Below are 21,141 nucleotides of genomic sequence, written 5' to 3'. Positions count from 1 at the left end.
CCGTCAGTACACCGTGTCCTGCTGGTCCGGGATGATGCTGGTGTCGGCGCGGCGGACGGGGCCCGGGGTGCCGTCGCGGTCCACGTAGCCCGTGGTGGAGCAGGGGTACGGCGCGGTCTTCGGCTTCTTCGGCTCGATGAACATCGGGTTCACGATCCACTTGCCGTCGCTGTTGTCGTACGCGCGGCACAACAGCTCGTTCTTGTTGCGGTTGACCACGAGCCGCAGGGCGGTGGCGTCCCGCAGGAACGAGACGTCGGTGTCGGAGTCGCCGGCGGCGAAGACCTGGCGGCGGGCGGCCGGCTGGACCTTCTCGGCGGCGGCCCCTCGGACGCCGAAGACCTCCTTGTTGATCCAGCACCGCTTGCCGTCGATGTACGTGGTCATGGTGTCGGCGCCGTCCGGCACCGAGCCGCAGCCCTGGAGGTGGGGGGTGAGCGCCCCGCCGGGCGCGGTGGTGTTGCGGATGCCGATGACGTGGTCCGCGCGGATGCCGACGCCCGCGGCCCACACCTCGACGACGAGCTGCGGGGAGGCCGAGCTGATCCAGACGTCGAAGCCGGCCTTCTGCAGGGCGGCGATGAGGTCCTTCTGCTGGTCGTAGTAGCGGACCCAGCCGGTGGCGGTGCCGCTGCCGACCTGCTGCGTCGCCCCGACGGGCGCGGCGAGGTTCTCGGTGCGGGCGGCGGCCGCGAAGCCGCGGACCTCGGCGGCGGTCCAGCCCTGCATCAGCTGGGGCAGCCAGGCGTACGCGGGCTCGGTGGTGCGGTGGTTCCAGCCGGCGAAGGCGGCGGCGCCGGCCCGGGTGGCCGCGGTGCCGTAGACGGCGGCGATCTCGTCGGCGCAGGCGGTGCCCTCGGGGGTGCCGGTGGGCAGCGGGCTCCCGGGCGCGGCGAGGCCGGTGCAGGCGGCGGCGAGGGCGGAGGCGGCGGCCGGGGTGAGGTGGCGGCTGGTGGTGGTCCAGTCGCCGGCGGCGGGCTGGCGGATCCTGCCGTTGCGCAGGAGCCAGTACAGGGTGGCGTCGCCGACGTCGTTCTTGACGACGGTGTTGTCCCAGTCGAAGACGGCGACGGGCTTGGCACGGCTCGGGCGGTACGGGTTGCACGCGCCGTGGGTGTCGATGAGCTGCTGGAGCCGGGCCTGGTTGTCGCCGTACCAGCCGGCGGCCACCCGCGGGGCGGTGCAGGGGGCGCCGGCGCGGCCGGACGCGGCGGACGCCTGGGCGGCCGGCGCGGCGGCGGCGAGGGTGCCGGCCGCCAGCGCGGCGGCGGCCGCGGCAGCGGCGGCGGCCCGGAGCCGGCGTACGGGCACGGGCAGGGGGGCGGGGGTGGGTCGGGTCACGGCGCGGGACTCTCCTGGTTCGGACGAAGATCGTCGCGGACGGTATGGCACGACAGCCGGGCGTCGTGCGACGCCCGGCTGTCGGGTGGGTGGAGTGCGGGTGAACGGTCGGTGGGCGTCCGTCCGCCCGCCCGCGGGTCCGGCTACAGGGGGGTGACGTACGCGCCGGAGATGCCGCCGTCGACCAGGAAGTCGGTGGCGTTGATGAAGGAGGAGTCGTCGCTGGCGAGGAAGGCGACGGCGGCCGCGATCTCCTCGGCCTCGGCGAAGCGGCCGACGGGGATGTGGACGAGGCGGCGGGCGGCCCGCTCGGGGTCCTTGGCGAACAGCTCCTGCAGCAGCGGGGTGTTCACGGGCCCCGGGCACAGCGCGTTGACGCGGATGCCCTCGCGGGCGAACTGCACGCCGAGTTCGCGGGACATGGCGAGCACGCCGCCCTTGGAGGCGGTGTAGGAGATCTGGGAGGTGGCGGCGCCCATGATGGCGACGAAGGAGGCGGTGTTGATGATGGAGCCGCGGCCCTGGCGCTGCATGTAGGGCAGGGCGGCCTTGCAGCACAGGTAGACGGAGGTGAGGTTGACGTCCTGGACGCGCTTCCAGGCCTCCAGGCCGGTGGTGAGGATGGAGTCGTCGTCCGGGGGCGAGATGCCGGCGTTGTTGAAGGCGATGTCGACGGAGCCGTAGGTGTCGAAGGCGGTCTTGAACAGGGCCTCGACCTCCTCGGGGTCGGTGACGTCGACGCGGACGAAGGTGCCGCCGACCTCCTCGGCCGCCGCCTTGCCGGCCCTCTCGTCGATGTCGCCGCAGACGACGTTGGCGCCCTCGGAGGCCAGGCGGCGGGCGGTGGCCAGGCCGATGCCGCTGCCTGCTCCGGTGATGACGGCGGTGCGGCCGACGAGGCGGCGGCAGACGGTCTCTTCAGTGGCTGCGGTCGCTTCAGTGCTCATGCTGTTCAGGCCTCCGTGCTGATGAAGACGTTCTTGGTCTCGGTGAAAGCGGTCAGGGCGTCGGGTCCGAGCTCGCGGCCGAGTCCGGACTGCTTGTAGCCGCCGAAGGGGGTCCAGTAGCGGACGCTGCTGTGGGAGTTGACGGACAGGTTGCCGGCGGCGACGGCGCGCGAGACGCGCAGGGCGCGGCCGACGTCGCGGGTCCACAGGGAGCCGGACAGGCCGTACTCGGTGGCGTTGGCCAGGCGTACGGCGTCCTCCTCGTCCTCGAAGGGCAGGACGACGGCGACGGGTCCGAAGACCTCCTCGGCGGCCACGGGCGCGGTGGGGGCGACGTCCGTGACGAGGGTCGGCGGGTACCAGAAGCCGGGGCCCTCGGGGGCGGTGCCGCGGACGGTGGTGAGGTCGTCGGTGACGTAGGAGCGGACGCGGTCCAGCTGGGCGCGGGAGATCAGCGGGCCCATCTGGGTCTTCTCGTCGGCGGGGTCGCCGACGCGCACCGCCTCGATGCCGGGGACGAGCAGCTCCAGGAAGCGGTCGTAGGCGGAGCGCTGGACGAGGATCCGGGTGCGGGCGCAGCAGTCCTGGCCGGTGTTGTCGAGGAAGGCCATGGGCGCCGCGGCGGCCGCGGCATCCAGGTCCGCGTCGGCGAAGACGATGTTGGGGCTCTTGCCGCCGAGTTCGAGGGTGACCCGCTTCACCCGGTCGGCGCACTTGGCCATGATCTGCTTGCCGACCCGGGTGGAGCCGGTGAAGACGATCTTGGCGACTCCGGGGTGCTCGACGAGCGCGTCGCCGGCGACCGCCCCGTGGCCGGGGAGCACCTGGAAGAGGTGTTCGGGGATCCCGGCTTCGAGGGCGAGCTCGGCGAGGCGCAGGGCGGTGAGGGGGGTGGTCTCGGCGGGCTTGAGGAGGACGGCGTTGCCCGCGGCGAGCGCCGGGGCCAAGCCCCAGGCGGCGATCGGCAGGGGGAAGTTCCACGGGGCGATGACGCCGATGACGCCGAGGGGTTCGAGGAAGGTGACGTCGATGCCGCCGGGGACGGGGATCTGGCGGCCGGAGAGCCGCTCCACCCCGCCGGCGGCGAAGTCGAGCAGGTCGCGGACATTGCCTGCCTCCCAGCGGGCGTTGCCGACGGTGTGGCCGGCCTCGGCCACCTCCAGCTGGGCCAGTTCCTCGATGTGCCCGTCGACGACCGCGGCGAAGCGGCGCAGCAGCCGGGCGCGGTCGGCGGGGGCCGCGGCCGCCCAGGCGCGCTGCGCGGCGGCGGCCCGGGCGACTGCGGCGTCGACATCGTCCCGTGTGGCGGCCGGGACGATGGCGACGGTTTCCTCGGTGGCCGGATTCAGAACCCTCAGGTGGTCGGGTGCCAGCGCGTCGGACACGGGGTGCCTCTCAGACGGTCGGTGCGGTCGGTGGTGGTGCTCGGTGCGGCCGGTGCCCGGTGCGGCCGGTGCCCGGTGCGGCCGCCGGTCCGTACGGGTCGGTGGTCCGTACGGGTCGGTGCCCGGTGCGGCCGGCCCGCCGGCCGGGCCCGGGCCCGCACGGGGCGCAGGGTGCGGGCGCCGGGACTACAGGCGTTCGAAGGAGCGGCGGCGCTCCCAGTCGGTGACCGCGGAGTCGTAGGCGTCCAGTTCGACGCGGGCCATGTTGAGGTAGTGGGCGACGACCTCGGGGCCGAAGGCGGCCTTGGCGATCTCGCTGTTCTCCCACAGCTCCGCGGCCTCGCGCAGGGTGGCGGGGACGTGTTCGAAGTCGCCGGTGTAGGCGTTGCCGGCGCAGGCCTCGGGCAGTTCGAGGCGGTTCTCGATGCCGTAGAGGCCGGCCGCGACCAGGCCGGCGACGGCGAGGTAGGGGTTGACGTCGCCGCCGGGGAGGCGGTTCTCGAAGCGCATGGAGCGGCCGTGGCCGACGACGCGCAGGGCGCAGGTGCGGTTGTCCACGCCCCAGGCGACGGCGGTCGGGGCGAAGGATCCGGGCCGGAAACGCTTGTACGAGTTGATGTTCGGGGCGTAGAGAAGGGAGAAGTCGCGCAGTGCGGCGAGCTGGCCGGCCAGGAAGTGCCGCATGACCGGTGACATGCCGCCCGGGCCGTCGCCGGCCATCGCGTTGCGTCCGTCGGCATCGGTGAGCGAGAGGTGGATATGACAGGAGTTGCCCTCGCGCTCGTCGAACTTGGCCATGAAGGTGAGCGAGACGCCCTCCTGCGCGGCGATCTCCTTGGCCCCGGTCTTGTAGACGGCGTGCTGGTCGCAGGTGGTCAGGGCCTCGTCGTAGCGGAAGGCGATCTCGTGCTGGCCGAGGTTGCACTCCCCCTTGGCGGACTCCACGGTCAGGCCGGCGCCCTGCATCTCGTTGCGGATCCGGCGCAGCAGGGGCTCGATGCGACCGGTCCCGAGGACCGAGTAGTCGATGTTGTACTGGTTGGCGGGGGTCAGTCGGCGGTAGTCGGCGTTCCAGGCCTGCTCGTAGGTGTCCTGGAAGACCATGAACTCCAGCTCGGTGCCGACCATGGCCGTGTAGCCCTGCTCGCCGAGGCGCTCCAGCTGGCGGCGCAGGATCTGCCGGGGTGCGGCGACCACGGGGGTGCCGTCGTTCCAGGCGAGGTCGGCGAGGAGGAAGGCACTGCCGGGGTGCCAGGGGATCCTGCGCAGGGTGCTGAGGTCGGGGTGCATGGCGAAGTCGCCGTAGCCCCGCTCCCAGGAGGACATCTCGTAGCCGTCGACGGTGTTCATGTCGGTGTCGACGGCGAGGAGGTAGTTGCAGCCCTCGGTGCCGTGCTCGAGGACCTCGTCGAGGAAGAACGGTGCGGCGAACCGCTTGCCCTGGAGCCGCCCCTGCATGTCGGGGAAGGCCAGGACGACAGTGTCGATCTCACCGCTGGCGACGAGGGCGCGGAGCTCCTCTGGGGCGAGCGGCGGCGTGCGGTCTACCACGGGGATCTCTCCTTCGGTGAGCCGAGGGGGCCTAAGGTATTGAACAAAACCATTGCTTGGGAAGGGGAGGAATCGAGATGACCGGCACGGCGAGCGAGGACGATGCGATCGCGCGGCTGAATCCCGTGCTGCGGCAGGTGCGGGCGGGCAACGGTTTCGAGGAGGCGCTCGAACAGATCCTCCAGGTGGTGCGGCTGGGCCTGGTGCCCGGCGGGGAACGGCTTCCGCCGGAGCGGGAGTTGGCGGAGCGGATGGGCATCAGCCGGGTCACCCTGCGCGAGGTGCTGAAGGTGCTCCAGGAGCAGGGCCTGCTGGAGGCGCGCCGCGGCCGGTACGGGGGCACCTTCGTGCTGCCCCGCCCCGACACCCCGGCGGGCGGCACCGAGGACGAGCTGCGCCGGCGCGTGGCGGGCGTGGACCTGGAGGACGTGCTGCGGTTCCGCGAGGTGCTGGAGGTGGGGGCGGCCGGGCTGTGCGCCGCCCAGGGGCTGACCGAGGAGGGCACCGAGCGGCTGCTCGGCGCGCTCGCCGCCACCCACGACGCCCCGCTGCCCGACTACCGCCGCCGGGACACCCTCTTCCACCTCACCCTGTGCGAGCTCGCCGGGTCCCCCACCCTCACGGCCCAGTACGCGGCCGTCCGCGCGACCGTCAACGACCTGCTGGACTGCATTCCGCTGCTGGTGCGCAACCTGGAGCACTCCCAGCAGCAGCACACCGCGCTCGTGGACGCGGTGCTGGAGCGCAACGCGGACGCCGCCCGCGAGGTGATGCGCGAGCACTGCTGCGGCACGGCGGCGCTGCTGCGGGGCTTCCTGGCCTGAGCCGTGCAGCGGGGGCGGGGGGCGGGGATGCGTGGCCCGGGGGAAGGGCCGCAGCCGCCGCCCGAGAGGTTTTCGTAACCCCCGTTTAACGCAGGGGTCTTGCGCACTACGCTCCATTCCGGCAAAGGTACGCGGCACAACCATTGTCCGGCAGGAGCGGGAGCGCACATGGCCGACGACACCGGGGCACGGCTGACGGCCGTACCCGAACCCACCAGATCCGCCGAGGCCGGCGAGGACGGCTACCTGGAGCGGCGGACCCTGCGCCGCGGCAGCGCCGGCTGGCTGCTGCTGACCGGTCTCGGCGTCGCGTACGTCGTCTCCGGCGACTTCTCCGGCTGGAACGTCGGCCTCGCGCAGGGCGGCTTCGGCGGTCTCGCCGTCGCCACCGCCCTGATGGGCGCGATGTACGCCTGCCTGGTCTTCTCCCTCGCCGAGCTCTCGGCGATCCTGCCGACGGCGGGCGGCGGCTACGGCTTCGCCCGCCGGGCGCTCGGCCCCTGGGGCGGCTTCCTCACCGGCACCGCCATCCTCATCGAGTACATCCTCGCGCCGGCCGCGATCGTCATCTTCATCGGCGACTACGTCGAATCCCTGCACCTGTTCGGCCTGACCTCCGGCTGGCCCGTCTACCTCGCCTGCTTCGCCGTCTTCATCGGCATCCACCTGTGGGGGGTGGGCGAGGCCCTGCGCTTCTCCCTCGTCGTCACCGCCGTCGCCGTCTTCGCACTGGTCGTCTTCGCCGCGGGCGCGTTCACCGGGTTCGACGCCTCGGGCCTGGACGACATCGCCGTCGACACCACCGCCTTCGGCGCGAGCTCCTGGCTGCCGCTCGGCGTCCTCGGCATCTGGGCCGCGTTCCCCTTCGGCATGTGGTTCTTCCTCGGCGTCGAGGGCGTGCCGCTGGCCGCCGAGGAGGCCAAGGACCCGGTGCGCTCCATGCCGAAGGCCCTCTCCCTCTCCATGGGCATCCTGGTGCTGCTCGCGCTGCTCACCTTCCTCGCCTCCACCGGGGCACGCGGCGCCGACGCCATCAAGGACGCCGGCAACCCGCTGGTCGTCGCCCTGGAGGGCGACCCCGGGCTGTCCTGGCTGAAGACCTTCGTCAACTACGCGGGCCTCGCCGGGCTCGTGGCCTCGTTCTTCTCACTGATCTTCGCCGGCTCGCGCCAGTTGTTCGCCCTGTCCCGGGCCGGCTACCTGCCCCGCTTCCTGTCCCTCACCTCGAAGCGCAAGGCCCCGTACCTGGGCCTGCTCATCCCCGGCGCGATCGGCTTCGCGCTGGCCGCGGCCACCGGCAACGGCCCGCGCATGCTGAACATCGCGGTGTTCGGCGCGACGATCTCCTACGCCCTGATGGCCCTGTCGCACATCGTGCTGCGGCGGCGCGAACCGGGCCTGGAACGCCCGTACCGCACGCCCGGAGGCATCGCCACCTCCTCGGTGGCCCTCGTCCTGGCCCTGTCGGCCCTGGTCGCCACCTTCCTGGTGGACAAGGACGCCGCGTTCATCGCCCTGGGTGTGTACGCGGTCGCCCTGTGCTACTTCGCGTTCTACAGTCGGCACCACCTGGTGGCGTCGGCGCCGGAGGAGGAGTTCGCGGCCCTGGCACAGGCCGAGGCCGAACTGGCCCGCGACTGAACCGGGACCGGTCCCCCGCCCCCCCACCCCGACCCGTACGACTGCCCCGCACCGGGCTTCCCCTGGAGGTAGCAACCGTGCCCAGGCCGCTCATCGGCATCACCACCTACGTGGAGGAATCCACCCGCTTCCGGGTCTGGGACGTCGCGGCGTCCCTGGTGCCCACCGGGTACCACGAACTCGTCCAGGCGGCGGGCGGCGCGGCCGTGCTGCTCCCGCCGGACGAACCCGGAACGGCGGCCGAGGTGTTGAGCCGGCTGGACGGCCTGGTCGTCGCGGGCGGCCCGGACGTGGACCCCGTCCGCTACGGCGCCGCCCGCGACCCGCGGACTGGGGAGCCGGCGACCCTGCGGGACGAGTGGGAGCTGGCGCTGATCGGGGCCGCGCTGGCGGCCGACCTGCCGCTGCTCGGCATCTGCCGGGGCATGCAGGCGCTGAACGTGGCCCTGGGCGGGACGCTGGTCCAGCACATCGACGGGCACCTGGAGGCGCCGGGGGTGATGTCCTGGCACCCCGTCCGCCCGGTCGGCGGCACCCGGTACGCGGCGCTGGTCCCGGAGGAGGCCGAAGTGCCGACGTACCACCACCAGGCCGTGGACGCGCTCGGGCGGGGGCTGGTGGCCTCGGCGCACGCGGCCGACGGCACCGTGGAGGCGATCGAGCTGCCCGACCCGGGCCGCTGGGTGGTGGGCGTCCAGTGGCATCCGGAGCGCGACAAGGACACCCGGGTGGTCGCGGGCCTGGTCGCCGCGGCGGCCGACCGGGCGGGCGCGCCTGTTCCCTAGGGCCGCCGCCCGCGCCGACGTGCGGGTGGTCCGGGGGGTCGGTTGACTGGAGTCATGACGAACAAGGCAGTCCTGGAGGGCGGGCCGGCCGACCTGGCCGAGCGGGTCGTCGAGGCCCCCGCCCCCGGCGACGACGTGAAGATCCGGCACCGCGGCGGGTACGAGCACTTCCGGGCCACGGCGCGGCAGCAGGACAGCCCGCAGGGGCAGCTACCCGTGTACGAGTGGTGGGAACGCACCGAGATCGCGGAATGACGGGGCACGCCATGACACACCGCGCGGAATGGAACATCGGTGTCTCGCTGACCGAGGAGGGCGGCACGACGAGGGCCCGGGCGGTGCTGGACACCGGGGCCGGGCAGCTCGTCGGCCGCGGCTCGGCGCGCTGCAACCCCGAGGACGTGGAGGTCCCCGCCATCGGCGACGAGCTCGCGGCGAGCCGCGCCATGCGCGACCTGGCCGGCCAGCTGATGCGCGCCGCCGACCGGGACCTGGCCGCCATGGGCGCGGCGGCCCCGGAGCCGCCGCGCACGGGCTACGGCTGGCCCGAGGACGCCGAATCCCCCCGGGGGCAGTCCCGCTGACCCCGCCGGGGAGCGCCGCCGGCTGCCGCCCGGGCGCCGGGCGGTCGGGCCTGCGTACCGCCGTGCGTACGTGCCTTGCGTACGGGCCCTGCGTACGGGCCTGCCGGCGACGGGCGGGTCAGGAGCGGACCCGGGTCAGGGACAGCAGGTCGCGGGCCGGTCCGGCGGGGCGGGCGCCCGCGGGCCAGACCGCGCGCAGGGCGCGGCCCAGGGCGGTGCCCGTGACCGGGACCTCGACGAGGCGGCGGGCCGCGAGCTCGTCGCCGAGCGCCAGCTCCGACAGCACGCACGGCCCCGCTCCGCTGACGGCGGCCGCCTTCACGGCGGTGGTCGAGGCGAGCTCCAGCAGCGGTTCGGCGAGGCCCCCGCAGCCGGCCAGCGCGCCGTCGAGCACCTGGCGGGTCCCCGAGCCCCACTCCCGCAGGATCAGCGGGGTCGACGCCAGCTCGCCGGCCCCTACCCCGCGCGTGCGGCGGGCCCACGGGTGGCCGGGGGCGACGGCCACCACCAGCCGGTCCTGGGCGATCACCGCGGAGTCGAGCCCGTCGGGCACGGTCAGGCCCTCCACGAAGCCCAGGTCGGCCTCGTGCGCGAGGACCCGCCGGGCGACCACCGCGGAGTTCCCGGCGTGCAGGGACACCGCCGTACCGGGCCGCTGGCCGCGCAGGGCGATGAGCCAGCCGGGCAGCAGGTACTCGGCGATGGTCATGCTGGCGGCCACCCGCAGCCGGGAGTCCCGCCGGCCCCGCAGCGCCTGCGCGCCCGCGTCGAAGGCCTCGGCCGCCTCGACCACCCGCCGGGCCCAGTCGGTGACGAGGGCGCCTTCCGACGTCAGCGTCGACCCGCGCGGCGAGCGGTCCACGAGCGCGACGCCGAGCCGTGCCTCCATCGCCCGGATCCTCGCGCTCGCCGCGGGCTGGGTGATCCCCATGTGCTTGGCGGCCCCGCTGAGCGAGCCGACCCGGGCGACCTCGAGCAGCAGCTCCAGCGCCCCCAGGTCCGGCACCCGGTGCACCAGCGGAACCCACTCTTCATGACCCATAAAGTCAGTTTATGGCCTCATAGGAAAGCGGCCCCTGCCGCCCGGGTCCGCCCGGCACCAGGGTGGGGCCATGGCCACCACCCTCGCGCGACCCCGCGCCCACTCCCCCCGGAACCCCCGGAACCCCCGGAACCCCGGGGCCACCGGCCCCGCCCCGGCCCACAAGGCCTTCCCGGCGCTGCGCCACCTCGGCCCCAACTGGTACGCGTCCGTCATGGGCACGGCCATCGTCGCCAACGCCGGCGCGACGCTCCCGTACCGGCTGCCGGGCCAGCAGGCGGCCTGCCAGATCGTCTGGGCCCTGTCCGCCGCGGCCCTCCTGCTGCTCCTCGCCGCCCGCGCCGGCCACTGGCTGCACCACCGCGACCAGGCCCGCGCCCACCTCCTCGATCCCGCCGTCGCGCCGTTCTACGGCTGCCTCGCCATGGCCCTGCTGGCCGTCGGCGGCGGCACCCTGATCGTCGGCAAGGACCTGATCGGCGAGCCGGCCGCCGTCGCCGCCGACGCCGTGCTCTTCACCGCCGGCACCGCGATCGGGCTCGCGATGGCCGTAGTGGTGCCCTACCTGATGGTGGTCCGCCACGAGGCGGACGCCGCACAGGCCACCCCGGTCTGGCTGCTGCCGCTGGTCGCCCCCATGGTCTCCGCCGCGCTCGGCCCGCTCCTGGTGCCCCACCTGCCGGCCGGCCAGGCCCGCGAGGCGCTGCTGCTGGCCTGCTACGCGATGTTCGGCATCAGCCTGCTGGCGACCCTGCTGATGCTCCCGCTGGTCCTGGCCCGGCTGATCACCGCCGGACCGCTGCCGCTGCCGCTGACCCCGACCCTGTTCCTGGTCCTCGGCCCGCTCGGCCAGTCCACCACCGCCGTCAACCAGCTCGCCGACGTGGCGCCGCAGGCCATCGGCGCCCCGTACGCCGGCGCGCTCGGCGCCTTCGCGGTGGTCTACGGGGTGCCCGTGCTCGGGTTCGCCCTGCTGTGGCTGGCCCTGGCCGCCGCGATGCTGGTCCGGGCGGCGCGCGCCGGGATGGGCTTCGCGATGACCTGGTGGGCGCTGACCTTCCCCGTCGGCACCTGCGTCACCGGCGCCGCCGGGCTGGCCCGGCACACCGGGCTGGCCGCCTTCGCCTGGCTGGCCGCCGCCCTGTTCGCGGCCCTGCTGACGGCCTGGCTGCTCGCCGCCGCCCACACCCTGCGCGGCCTGCTGACCGGCCGGCTCCTGCCCCGTAACTAGCGCGCCGCGGCCAGCGCCGCCGCCAGGACCCCCGGGGCCTCGGCGAGGGACGGTCCGTACCAGGTGAGGTGGCGGCCGCCCACCAGGGCGGCCGGGCGGCCCGGGAACGCTTCGGGGCCGTCCTCGCGCGTGAAGCGGTACGGCTCGTCCGGCAGCACCACCAGGTCGCAGTCGGCGGCGGCCAGCTCCCCCGCCGGCACCCGCGGGTAGCGCTCCGGGTGGCCGGCGTAGACGTTGTGCACGCCCAGCCGCGCCAGCAGGTCCCCCGCGAAGGTGTCCCGGCCGAGCACCATCCAGGGCCGCCGCCACACCGGGACGACCGCCCGCAGCGGGCCCGCCGGTTCCACCTGCGCCCAGGCGGCCTCGGCCTCGTCGAGCCACTTCGGCCTCGCCAGCCCCAAGGCCCCCGTCAGCACCCGGTCCAGCTCGGCGAAGGCCTGGTCCAGCCCGCGGACCTCGGTGACCAGCACCTCCACGCCTGCCTCGCGCAGCCGGGCCAGGTCCGGGGCGCGGTTCTCCTCCTCGTTGGCGACGACCAGGTCGGGCCGCAGCCGGACGACCGCCCCGACGTCGGGGTTCTTGGTGCCGCCGATCCGCACCGCGCCCCGCGCCGCCAGGTCCGCGGGGTGGGTGCACCAGTCGGTCACGCCGACCAGGAGCCCGGGGGCGCTGACGGCCACCGCCTCGGTCAGCGAGGGCACCAGCGAGACGACCCGCACCCCGCTGCCTCAGTGCCCCGGCGAGGGCGGCTCGGAGGTCGCGTGGATGTGCTCGCCGACCGCCACGACCAGGATCCGGGTGTCCTCGGTGACGGCGCGCCAGCGGTGGCGGACCCCGCCGGAGAGGAACAGCGCGTCACCGCTCTCCAGCCGGTACGCCCGGCCCTCGGCCTCCACCTGGCAGGCTCCGGAGACCACGTACATCAGCTCGTCGTTGCGGTGCTGGTACTCGCGGCCGGCGTCCTGGTCCCCGGTGAACTCGATCGCGTGCAGCTGGTGGTGCCCGCGGACCAGGGGCCGCACGCCCGGCAGCGGGGTGAGCCCGGAGTCGTCGCCGGCGCGTACGAGGTCGACCGTACGCGCGGTGTCGGACGCGGCCAGCAGCTCGACGGCCGTGGTCTCCAGCGCATCGGCGACCCGCTCCAGCGAGCGCATGCTGGGCCGGGCGCGTTCGTTCTCTATCTGGCTCAGGAAGGGCACCGACAGTCCGCTGCGCGCCGACACTGCGGCGAGGGTGAGGTGCAGGGCCCGACGCCGCTTGCGCACGGCCACGCCCACCCGGAGCGGTTCCTTGGCGTCCTTGTCCCGTTCCTTGTCGTCCGAGCCGTCCCTGTCGTCCATGGCGGGGCTGCCCTCCCCTTGTCAGGTCTGTCGGCGTCTGTCGGTGCCCGTCGGCGTACGTCGGCGCACGCCGTTTCCGTCGCACGAGGTGTGCTGTAAGCACCTTACGCAGCAACCGCCCCGGGTTTCGCGTGCAGCAGCGGACCGGGGTACGCCGCGGGTGAAACTTCCGTGCCACTTCCGCTCACTCGTGCGGCCACTTCCCGTCCCCCGGGCCGTAACCGTGCGCCGTCCGGTCCGCCCCGGGTGCGGCATCATCGCCGTCATGACGACGACCACTCGACGCCTGATGCTGCTGGACACCGCCTCCCTCTACTTCCGCGCCTACTTCGGCGTGCCGGATTCCGTGAAGGCTCCCGACGGCACCCCCGTCAATGCCGTGCGCGGGCTGCTCGACTTCATCGGCCGCCTGGTGCAGGACCACCGCCCCGACGACCTGGTGGCGTGCATGGACGCCGACTGGCGGCCGCACTGGCGGGTGGAGCTGATCCCGTCGTACAAGGCCCACCGGGTCGCCGAGGCGGTGGAGGCGGGCCCGGACGCGGAGGAGGTGCCCGACACGCTCGCCCCGCAGGTGCCGATCATCGAGGCGGTGCTCGACGCGTTCGGGATCGCCCGGGTGGGGGTGGCCGGGTACGAGGCGGACGACGTCATCGGCACCCTCACGGCGCGCGCCACCGGCCCGGTGGACATCGTCACCGGCGACCGCGACCTGTTCCAGCTGGTGGACGACGCCCGCCGGCGGCGCGTGCTGTACCCGCTGAAGGGGGTGGGGACCCTCCAGGTCACCGACGAGGCGTGGCTGCGCGCCAAGTACGGGGTGGACGGCCCCGGGTACGCCGACCTGGCGCTGCTGCGCGGCGACCCGAGCGACGGGCTGCCCGGGGTCCCGGGGATCGGCGAGAAGACCGCGGCCAAGCTGTTGGAGGCGTACGGGAGCCTGGCCGGCATCATCGCCGCCGCCGACGACCCGAAGTCCGGGCTGACCCCCGCTCAGCGCAGGCGGCTGGACGAGGCCCGGCCGTATCTGGCCGTGGCCCCCAAGGTGGTGAAGGTGGCCACCGACGTGCCGCTGCCGGAGTTCGACCCGGCCCTGCCGAAGGCGCCCGCGCAGCCGGAACTCGTCGCTGCGCTGGCCCACCGCTGGGGCCTGGGGGGCGCCGTGTCGCGCCTGAGCAGCGCGCTGCTCCCTTGAGGTGCTAACTTAGGTAAGGCTAAGTTTCAGGGGAGTCAGGGGAGACACCGTGGCAGAAGGACGCGCCCGCAAGGTCGGCACAGCAGTCGTCGTGCGTACCGAGCGGCTGACGCCGCACATGGTGCGGGTGGTTCTCGGTGGTGCCGGACTGGCCCGGTTCGATGCGGGCGCGTTCACGGACCACTACATCAAGCTCCTGTTCCCCCCGGAGGGCGTCACCTACCCCGCGCCGTGGGACCTCGACCGGATCCGCGCGCAGTACCCGCGCTCCGCCTGGCCGCGCCAGCGCGCGTACACGGTCCGCGCCTGGGACCCGGCGCACCTGGAACTGACCCTCGACTTCGTCGTCCACGGCGACGAGGGGCTGGCCGGGCCGTGGGCGACCCGAGCGCAGCCGGGCGAACTCGTCCGCTTCCTCGGCCCGGGCGGTGCGTACGCGCCGGACCCGGCCGCCGGCTGGCACCTGTTGGCCGGCGACGACAGCGCGCTGCCGGCGATCGCCGCCGCGATGGAGCGGATGCCGGCCGGCGCCGTGGTGCACGCGCTGGTGGAGGTCGAGGGACCCGAGGACGAGCAGAAGATCGCCACCCCGGACGGCATCCTGCCGGTCTGGCTGCACCGCGGCGGCCGCCCGGTGGGCGAGGCCTTGGTGGAGGCCGTCACCTCCATGGAGTTCCCCTCCCGCGAGGTCCACGCCTTCGTCCACGGCGAGGCGGGCTTCGTCAAGGAGCTCCGGCGCCACCTGCGCCTGGAGCGGGGCATCCCGAAGGAGCACCTGTCGATCTCGGGCTACTGGCGGCTCGGCGAGACGGACGAGGGCTGGCGCGCCATCAAGGGCGAGTGGAACGCCCGGGTGCTGGCCGAGCAGGAGGCGGCCGCCTGACCAGCGGCCCGACCGGCCGCCCGACCGGCCGCCTGGTCCACGGCCCCATCAGCGGCCCGGTCCACGGCCCGACGGGCGGGGCCACCCGGTCGGCGCAACAATGAGCCCATGCGTACGCGCCTCGTGCTCACCGCGGCGGGAACCGTACTCGCGCTGGCCGCTGCCGGACCGGTGGCGGCCGCGCCGAGCCCCCCGCCCGCGCCCACGCCGCAGTTGACCGACCAGGCCGTGCAGAAGGCGGTCGACCGCCTGCCGCAGTACATCGCGCAGACGATGCGCAGCACGGGCGTGCCGGGCCTCTCGGTCGCCGTGGTCCACCGGGACAAGGTGGTCTACCTCAAGGGCTTCGGGGTCCGCCGCACCGGGCAGACCGGCGCGGTCGGCCCCGACACGGTCTTCCAGATCGCCTCCCTGTCCAAGCCCGTCTCCTCCACGGTCGTGGCCGGCACGCTGAAGGACCCCTCCGGCTTCGACAGCCGCACCGAGCTGCCCGGCTTCGCCCTCAAGGACCCCTGGGTCACCCGCCACGTCACCACCGCCGACCTGTTCTCGCACCGCAGCGGCCTGCCCGACCACGCGGGCGACCTCCTGGAGGACCTCGGCTACGACCAGGCGTACATCCTCGACCACCTGCGCCTGGAACCGCTGTCCCCGTTCCGCGCGAGCTACGCGTACACCAACTTCGGCTTCACCGCGGCCGCCGAGGCAGTCGCGCGGGCCCACGGCACCAGCTGGCAGAAGCTGGCCTCCGACACCCTGTTCAAGCCCGCCGGCATGACCCGGACCAGCACCGAGTTCTCCGCCTTCGCCCACGCCCCCGACCACGCCGCCACCCACGTGAAGAACCCCGACGGCACCTGGTCCCCGCGGTACGTGCGCGACCCCGACGCCCAGGCCCCGGCCGGCGGCGTCAGCTCCACCGCCACCGACATGGCCCGCTGGATGCGGCTCCAGCTCGGCGACGGCACCCTCGACGGCAAGCGGATCATCCCCTCCGCGCCCCTGCAGCGCACGTACCTGCCCGAGATCGTCTCGCAGGACGCCAACGCCACCGGGCGGCCCACCTTCTACGGACTCGGCTGGAACGTCACCTACGACGACGCGGGCCGGCTGCGGCTGAGCCACTCCGGGGCCTTCGACCTCGGCGCCAACACCAACGTCACCCTGCTCCCGCTGGAGCAGCTCGGCATCGTGGTCCTGACCAACGGCGCCCCCGTCGGCCTCGCCGACGCCGTCGCCCTGGACTTCTGCGACACCGCCGAGCACGGGAAGCCCACCACCGACTGGCTGCCGCTGACCTCCGCGCTGTACGCGAAGCTGGACCAGGGCGACCGTTCCAAGACCGACTACGCCCATCCGCCCGCGAACGCCAGGCCCGCCCGCGCCGACAGCGCCTACACGGGCACCTACGACAACCCGTACTACGGCAGGCTCACGGTGGCGGCGGGCCCCGGCGGCAAGGGCCTGACGCTCTCGCTGGGGCCGAAGCCGCTGCGCTTCCCGCTCACCCACTACGACGGCGACACCTTCAGCTTCGTCACGGCCGGCGAGAACGCCGTCGGCCGCACCGGAGTCACCTTCTCCGACGGCACCGTCCGCATCGAGTACCTGGACGAGAACCACCTGGGCACCTTCACCCGGCAGTAGCCGCCGCGGCCGACCCGGCGCCCCCCGGCGGGGCACGTCCCGGGCCGCCGCTGGCCTAGCCTGGGACGCGATGAGAAGCAGAACCCGGATACCTCCCTCGCCCCTGCCCCAGATCGCCGGCATCGACCCGGTGCGGCTGCGGCTGCCCTCCGACCCGGAGGGCAGATGGCCCGACCTCGGCAGCTACCTCACCGAGCGGTACGCCGGCACCAAGGGGGCGGAGTCCGTCGCACGGCTGCTGGCCGGCGGCCGGATCCTCGGCCCCGGCGGGCGGGTGCTGGCCGCCGGGGACCCGTACGAGCCGGGGTCCTACCTCTGGTTCCACCGCGACATGGACCCGGAGCCGGTCGTGCCGTTCCCGATCGGCGTCGTCCACCGCGACGAGCACCTGCTCGTCGTGGACAAACCGCACTTCCTCGCCACGACCCCGCGCGGCAGCCACATCGTGCAGACGGCCCTGGCCCGGCTGCGCGCCGAGCAGGACCTGCCCGAGCTCAGCCCGGCCCACCGGCTGGACCGGCTGACCGCGGGCCTGGTCATGTTCAGCATCCGGCCCGAGGACCGCGGCGCCTACCAGCAGCTGTTCGCCGAGCGGCGGGTGGCCAAGGAGTACGAGGCCGTCGCCGTCCACGACCCCCGGACCGCCCTGCCCTGCACGGTCCGCAGCAGGATCGAGAAGGTCCGCGGCGTCATCGGCGCGAGCGAGGTCCCCGGCGGCGAGCCGAACGCCGAGAGCACCGTCGAACTGCTCGAGACCCGCGGGGAGCTGGGCCGCTACCGGTTGACCCCGCACACCGGCCGCACCCACCAGCTGCGGGTCCACATGAACCGGCTCGGCCTGCCGATCCTCGGCGACCCGGTGTATCCGCGCCTGCTCGACCCGGCGCCGGACGACTTCCGGCGGCCGCTGCAGCTGCTGGCCCGCACGCTGGCGTTCACCGACCCGGTGACCGGCGCCGAGCACCGCTTCGAGAGCCGGCTGCGCCTGCAGGCCTGGGAGGACCGCACCGCCTGGGAGAGCGGCGCCTGCTGACGGCCCGGTCCACCGGCCGCCCCGGGCGCCCGCGCCCGCGCCCGTCCCCGCCCGGCCGCGCTACACGGCGGCCGGCCCGGCCCAGGCCGTTTCCACCCCGGCCACGCCCGCGATGCGCAGGGCCGCGTCGGCGGTGGCCTCCGCGAAGGACGCCACCGGGCGGTCCGGGTCGGAGCGGTGGATCAGCATGACCCCCTCGATCAGCCCGAAGACCAGGTCGTTGCGCAGCTCCAGGGCGGCCCGGTCCCCGGCCAGTTCGGACCCGACGGAGGTCCGGGACAGCAAGGCCCGGTAACCCGCACGCAGTTCGGCCCGCATCCGCCGGAACCGGGTGAACCGGGATCCGGCCACCTCGGGCAGCAGGTAGAGCGCGCCCAGGTTGTACGGGCCCCCGCACAGCAGCAGCACGTCGGAGCGGCACAGCTCCCACAGCCGCCGGGCCGCGGGCCGCCCGGTGTCGGCCAGCAGCCGGCGGGACAGCCCGAGCGAGGGTGCCACCGTCGACTCCAGCAGTTCGGCGAGGAGCTCCTCCTTGCCGCCGAAGTAGTGGTACATCGTGGCCTGGCGCATTCCCGCCCGTTCGGCCACCGTTCGCGTGGTCGTGGCCGCGTACCCCCGCACGGTGAACAGTTCGGCCGCCGCGCAGAGGAGTTCCTCGCGCGGCGGCCGGCCGCTGTGCGGTCTCACCTGATCGGCACGTGGCCTGCCGACCCGTCTCGGCCCTTCGTCCGGTCCCCCAGTCATGGCCCGATCGTCGCACAGGGTGACGACGGTTTCACCACGTCAAGAGATGAGATCCCACCACCCCCGACTAGGAGGAACCACCAAGTCCGCCTAGCCGACCGAACTGTAGGCCACCACACCCCGCAGCAGGGCGTCGACGGCCTTGCGCGCATTGCGGGCCACCGTGCTGCCGCCCTGCGAGGACGGGGGCCCCGCCGGAGCCGGGGCCGCCGGAGCCGCCGCCGCGATCTGCCCGAGCACGTCGATGACCTGCTTGCACCAGCGCACGAAGTCGCCGGCGGGCATCTCCGCCTCGCGCAGCACCTCGTCCAGGCTCTTGCCGGAGGCCCACTGGTACGCGGCCCACGCGAAGCCCAGGTCGGGCTCGCGCTGCCCCACCCCCTCCGCCTGGTTGATGCGGTGCTCCTCCTCCAGCGCATCGAGCCGGCCCCAGATCCGGACCATCTCCCCGAGGGCGGCCTTCGCCGCACCCCCGGGCACCTTCGGGGCGACCGCATCGTCGGCCTGGCGCGCCTCGAACACCAGGGCCGAGACGCAGGCGGCCAGTTCGGCCGGGGTCAGGCCCTCCCAGATCCCGGCGCGCAGGCACTCCGACGCCAGCAGGTCCAGCTCGCCGTACAGCCGCGCGAGCCGCTTGCCGTGCTCGGTGACCTCGTCCTCGCGCAGGTAGTCCAGCTCGGTCAGCAGGGCGTGGATCCGGTCGAACGTGCGGGCGATGGTGTTGGTCCGCCCCTCGATGCGCCGCTCCAGCGCCTGCGTGTCCCGCTTGAGCCGGTGGTAGCGCTCCGCCCAGCGGGCGTGGTCCTCCCGCTCGTCACAGCCGTGGCAGGGGTGCGCCCGCAGCGCCGCCCGCAGCCGGGCGATCTCGCGGTCGTCGGCCGCGGCGGCCCGGCCGCGCCGGCCCCGCTCCCGGGTGATGTGCCCCGCCTTGGCGCGCAGTTGCGAGGCCAGGTCCCGACGCGACTGCGGGGAGCGGGCGTTGAAGCTCTTGGGGATCCGCATCCGCTCGATCGGCTCGACGGGGATCGGGAAGTCCATCGCGGCGAGTCGCTTGACCTGCCGCTCGGCGGTGAGCACCAGCGGGCGCGGGCCCTCGGCGTAGTCGTAGCCGCGGTGCCCGTTGGCCCGCCCGGCGGGCACGCCCGGGTCCAGGACGAGCGCGAGGCCGGCGAACTTGCCGGTGGGCACGTGGATGATGTCGCCCGGCTTGAGCTTCTCCAGCGAGCCGGCCGCCTGCGCCCGGCGCTGGGCGGCGCCCTGCTTGGCGAGCTCGGTCTCGCGGTCCTTGAGGTCCCGGCGCAGCTGCGCGTACTCCTCGAAGTCGCCGAGGTGGCAGGTCATGCCCTCCCGGTAGCCCGAGAGGCCCTCCTCGTTGCGCTGCACCTGCCGGGAGATCCCGACGACCGAGCGGTCGGCCTGGAACTGGGCGAAGGAGGTCTCCAGCAGCTCGCGCGAGCGGTGCCGGCCGAACTGCTGGACCAGGTTGACCGCCATGTTGTACGAGGGCTTGAAGCTGGAGCGCAGCGGGTAGGTGCGGGTGCCGGCGAGCCCGGCGAGCGAGACCGGGTCCATGCCGCGCTGCCACAGCACCACCGCGTGGCCCTCGACGTCGATGCCGCGCCGCCCGGCCCGACCGGTGAGCTGGGTGTACTCACCGGGGGTGATGTCGGCGTGCTGCTCGCCGTTCCACTTGACCAGCTTCTCCAGGATGACCGTGCGGGCGGGCATGTTGATGCCGAGCGCGAGGGTCTCGGTGGCGAAGACCGCCTTGACCAGCCCGCGGACGAACAGCTCCTCCACGACCTCCTTGAAGGTGGGCAGCATGCCGGCGTGGTGGGCGGCGATGCCCCGCTCCAGGCCTTCGAGCCACTCGTAGTAGCCCAGGACGTGCAGGTCCTCGGCCGGGATGGAGGCGGTGCGCTCCTCGACGATCTCGCGTACCTGGACCCGCGCCGACTCGTCGTTCAGCCGCAGTCCGGCGAACAGGCACTGCTGGACGGCGGCCTCGCAGCCGGCCCGGCTGAAGATGAAGTTGATGGCGGGCAGCAGCCCGTCGTTGTCGAGGCGGGCGATGACCTCGGGGCGGCCGGGGGTCCAGATGCGGCTGCGGGAGCGGCGTTCGCGCTCGCGGTCGGCCTCGCGGACCATCTTGCCGCGGCGCCGATCCCTGGGGTTGTAGGTGCGCGTGTTCTCCTCGCGCGCCATGCGCAGCAGGTCGGGGTTGACCTCGCGGCGCGCGGAGCCGCGGCCGCCGTGGTCGGACTCCTCCTCGAAGAGGTCGTAGATCCGCCGGCCGGCCATGACGTGCTGCCAGAGCGGGACGGGCCGCTCCTCGGAGACGATGACCTCGGTGTCGCCGCGGACGGTGTCCAGCCAGTCGCCGAACTCCTCGGCGTTGGAGACGGTGGCCGAGAGGGACACCAGCGTCACGGACTCGGGGAGGTGGATGATCACTTCCTCCCACACGGCGCCGCGGAACCGGTCGGAGAGGTAGTGCACCTCGTCCATCACGACGTAGCCGAGGCCGAGCAGCGACTGGGAGCCCGCGTAGAGCATGTTGCGGAGCACCTCGGTGGTCATGACGACCACGGGCGCCTCGGAGTTGACGCTGTTGTCGCCGGTCAGCAGGCCGACCTTCTCGGGGCCGTAGCGCTTGACGAGGTCGGCGTACTTCTGGTTCGACAGGGCCTTGATCGGCGTCGTGTAGAAGCACTTGCGGCCCTGGCCGAGGGCCAGGTGCACGGCGAACTCGCCGACGATGGTCTTGCCCGAGCCGGTCGGCGCCGCGACGAGCACGCCCTTGCCGGCCTCCAGTGCCTTGCAGGCCTCGACCTGGTAGCCGTCGAGGTCGAAGTCGTACATCTCGCGGAAGGGGGCCAGGGCCGTGGCCTCTTCTGCGGCGCGGATCCGCGCGGCGGCGTACCGCTCGGCGGGTGAGAGTTCTTCGGTCATCTTGTTCTCGAGCCTA

The 21,141-nt window shown here is 73.9% G+C and carries 19 protein-coding genes; 10 read left to right on the top strand and 9 right to left on the bottom strand.

The window, feature by feature from the left end:
* Nucleotides 1-3 precede the first annotated feature (3 nt).
* The 4 genes from AB0953_RS18675 to AB0953_RS18660 form a co-directional block, all read right to left on the bottom strand.
* Nucleotides 4-1,341, bottom strand: coding sequence for a haloacid dehalogenase-like hydrolase (locus AB0953_RS18675; protein ID WP_366860578.1), 1,338 nt, complete (start codon nt 1,339-1,341; stop codon nt 4-6).
* A 143-nt stretch (nt 1,342-1,484) separates the two neighbouring features.
* Nucleotides 1,485-2,288, bottom strand: a complete 804-nt coding sequence (locus AB0953_RS18670; RefSeq protein ID WP_366860577.1) for a 3-oxoacyl-ACP reductase — start codon at nt 2,286-2,288, stop codon at nt 1,485-1,487.
* 5 nt (nt 2,289-2,293) lie between these two features.
* Nucleotides 2,294-3,673 (bottom strand): aldehyde dehydrogenase family protein, encoded by a 1,380-nt coding sequence (locus tag AB0953_RS18665; protein WP_366860576.1) that lies wholly within the window; start codon nt 3,671-3,673, stop codon nt 2,294-2,296.
* A gap of 186 nt (nt 3,674-3,859) precedes the next feature.
* Complete coding sequence (locus tag AB0953_RS18660) at nt 3,860-5,224, bottom strand: glutamine synthetase family protein (RefSeq protein ID WP_366860575.1); 1,365 nt, start codon at nt 5,222-5,224, stop codon at nt 3,860-3,862.
* A gap of 77 nt (nt 5,225-5,301) precedes the next feature.
* On the opposite strand from AB0953_RS18660, the gene AB0953_RS18655 reads away from it, so the two are divergent.
* The 5 genes from AB0953_RS18655 to AB0953_RS18635 all read left to right on the top strand — a co-directional run bounded on the left by AB0953_RS18655 (nt 5,302) and on the right by AB0953_RS18635 (nt 9,058).
* Nucleotides 5,302-6,048 (top strand): FCD domain-containing protein, encoded by a 747-nt coding sequence (locus tag AB0953_RS18655; RefSeq protein WP_366860574.1) that lies wholly within the window; start codon nt 5,302-5,304, stop codon nt 6,046-6,048.
* Nucleotides 6,049-6,216: 168 nt separating this feature from the next.
* The gene (eat, locus tag AB0953_RS18650) at nt 6,217-7,689 is read left to right on the top strand and encodes an ethanolamine permease (RefSeq protein WP_366860573.1); all 1,473 of its coding nucleotides are present in this window, start codon (nt 6,217-6,219) and stop codon (nt 7,687-7,689) included.
* 77 nt (nt 7,690-7,766) lie between these two features.
* Nucleotides 7,767-8,474: a gamma-glutamyl-gamma-aminobutyrate hydrolase family protein gene (locus tag AB0953_RS18645; RefSeq protein ID WP_366860572.1), complete on the top strand. Its 708-nt coding sequence runs from the start codon at nt 7,767-7,769 to the stop codon at nt 8,472-8,474.
* Between the two features lie 54 nt (nt 8,475-8,528).
* Nucleotides 8,529-8,729 carry a DUF5988 family protein gene (locus tag AB0953_RS18640; RefSeq protein ID WP_366860571.1) on the top strand — a complete coding sequence of 67 codons (201 nt, stop codon included), beginning with the start codon at nt 8,529-8,531 and terminating at the stop codon, nt 8,727-8,729.
* An 11-nt stretch (nt 8,730-8,740) separates the two neighbouring features.
* The gene (locus tag AB0953_RS18635) at nt 8,741-9,058 is read left to right on the top strand and encodes a DUF1876 domain-containing protein (protein WP_366860570.1); all 318 of its coding nucleotides are present in this window, start codon (nt 8,741-8,743) and stop codon (nt 9,056-9,058) included.
* A 118-nt stretch (nt 9,059-9,176) separates the two neighbouring features.
* On the opposite strand, the gene AB0953_RS18630 is transcribed toward AB0953_RS18635, so the two are convergent.
* Nucleotides 9,177-10,100, bottom strand: coding sequence for a LysR family transcriptional regulator (locus AB0953_RS18630; RefSeq protein ID WP_366860569.1), 924 nt, complete (start codon nt 10,098-10,100; stop codon nt 9,177-9,179).
* Nucleotides 10,101-10,278: 178 nt separating this feature from the next.
* Here AB0953_RS18630 and AB0953_RS18625 point away from each other — a divergent pair, with 178 nt between their 5' ends.
* Complete coding sequence (locus tag AB0953_RS18625; RefSeq protein ID WP_366860631.1) at nt 10,279-11,331, top strand: TDT family transporter; 1,053 nt, start codon at nt 10,279-10,281, stop codon at nt 11,329-11,331.
* On the opposite strand, the gene AB0953_RS18620 is transcribed toward AB0953_RS18625, so the two are convergent.
* Both AB0953_RS18620 and AB0953_RS18615 read right to left on the bottom strand, forming a co-directional pair.
* Nucleotides 11,328-12,050, bottom strand: coding sequence for a helical backbone metal receptor (locus AB0953_RS18620; RefSeq protein ID WP_366860568.1), 723 nt, complete (start codon nt 12,048-12,050; stop codon nt 11,328-11,330). The two genes, AB0953_RS18625 and AB0953_RS18620, sit on opposite strands and share 4 nt — an antisense overlap.
* A 9-nt stretch (nt 12,051-12,059) precedes the next feature.
* Entirely contained in the window at nt 12,060-12,671 is a 612-nt protein-coding gene (locus tag AB0953_RS18615; protein ID WP_366860567.1) for an XRE family transcriptional regulator, read from the bottom strand.
* A gap of 289 nt (nt 12,672-12,960) precedes the next feature.
* Here AB0953_RS18615 and AB0953_RS18610 point away from each other — a divergent pair, with 289 nt between their 5' ends.
* The 4 genes from AB0953_RS18610 (at nt 12,961) to AB0953_RS18595 (ending at nt 17,429) form a co-directional block, all read left to right on the top strand.
* Nucleotides 12,961-13,866 (top strand): 5'-3' exonuclease, encoded by a 906-nt coding sequence (locus tag AB0953_RS18610; protein ID WP_366860630.1) that lies wholly within the window; start codon nt 12,961-12,963, stop codon nt 13,864-13,866.
* 49 nt (nt 13,867-13,915) lie between these two features.
* Nucleotides 13,916-14,749, top strand: coding sequence for a siderophore-interacting protein (locus AB0953_RS18605; protein ID WP_366860566.1), 834 nt, complete (start codon nt 13,916-13,918; stop codon nt 14,747-14,749).
* A 108-nt stretch (nt 14,750-14,857) separates the two neighbouring features.
* Nucleotides 14,858-16,396: a serine hydrolase gene (locus tag AB0953_RS18600; protein WP_366860564.1), complete on the top strand. Its 1,539-nt coding sequence runs from the start codon at nt 14,858-14,860 to the stop codon at nt 16,394-16,396.
* Nucleotides 16,397-16,466: 70 nt separating this feature from the next.
* Nucleotides 16,467-17,429, top strand: coding sequence for a pseudouridine synthase (locus AB0953_RS18595; RefSeq protein ID WP_366860563.1), 963 nt, complete (start codon nt 16,467-16,469; stop codon nt 17,427-17,429).
* A gap of 60 nt (nt 17,430-17,489) precedes the next feature.
* Here the strand turns inward: AB0953_RS18595 and AB0953_RS18590 are convergent, their stop codons facing one another.
* Nucleotides 17,490-18,173: a helix-turn-helix domain-containing protein gene (locus AB0953_RS18590; RefSeq protein ID WP_366860562.1), complete on the bottom strand. Its 684-nt coding sequence runs from the start codon at nt 18,171-18,173 to the stop codon at nt 17,490-17,492.
* A gap of 90 nt (nt 18,174-18,263) precedes the next feature.
* Nucleotides 18,264-21,125, bottom strand: a complete 2,862-nt coding sequence (locus AB0953_RS18585; protein WP_366860561.1) for a DEAD/DEAH box helicase — start codon at nt 21,123-21,125, stop codon at nt 18,264-18,266.
* Nucleotides 21,126-21,141: the final 16 nt, after the last annotated feature.

It is taken from the genome of Streptomyces sp. NPDC046866 (assembly GCF_040704625.1).
Lineage (GTDB): Bacteria > Actinomycetota > Actinomycetes > Streptomycetales > Streptomycetaceae > Streptomyces.
Note: the sequence above shows the minus strand (reverse complement) of the source record. Positions and strands in the feature narration are given on the sequence as shown.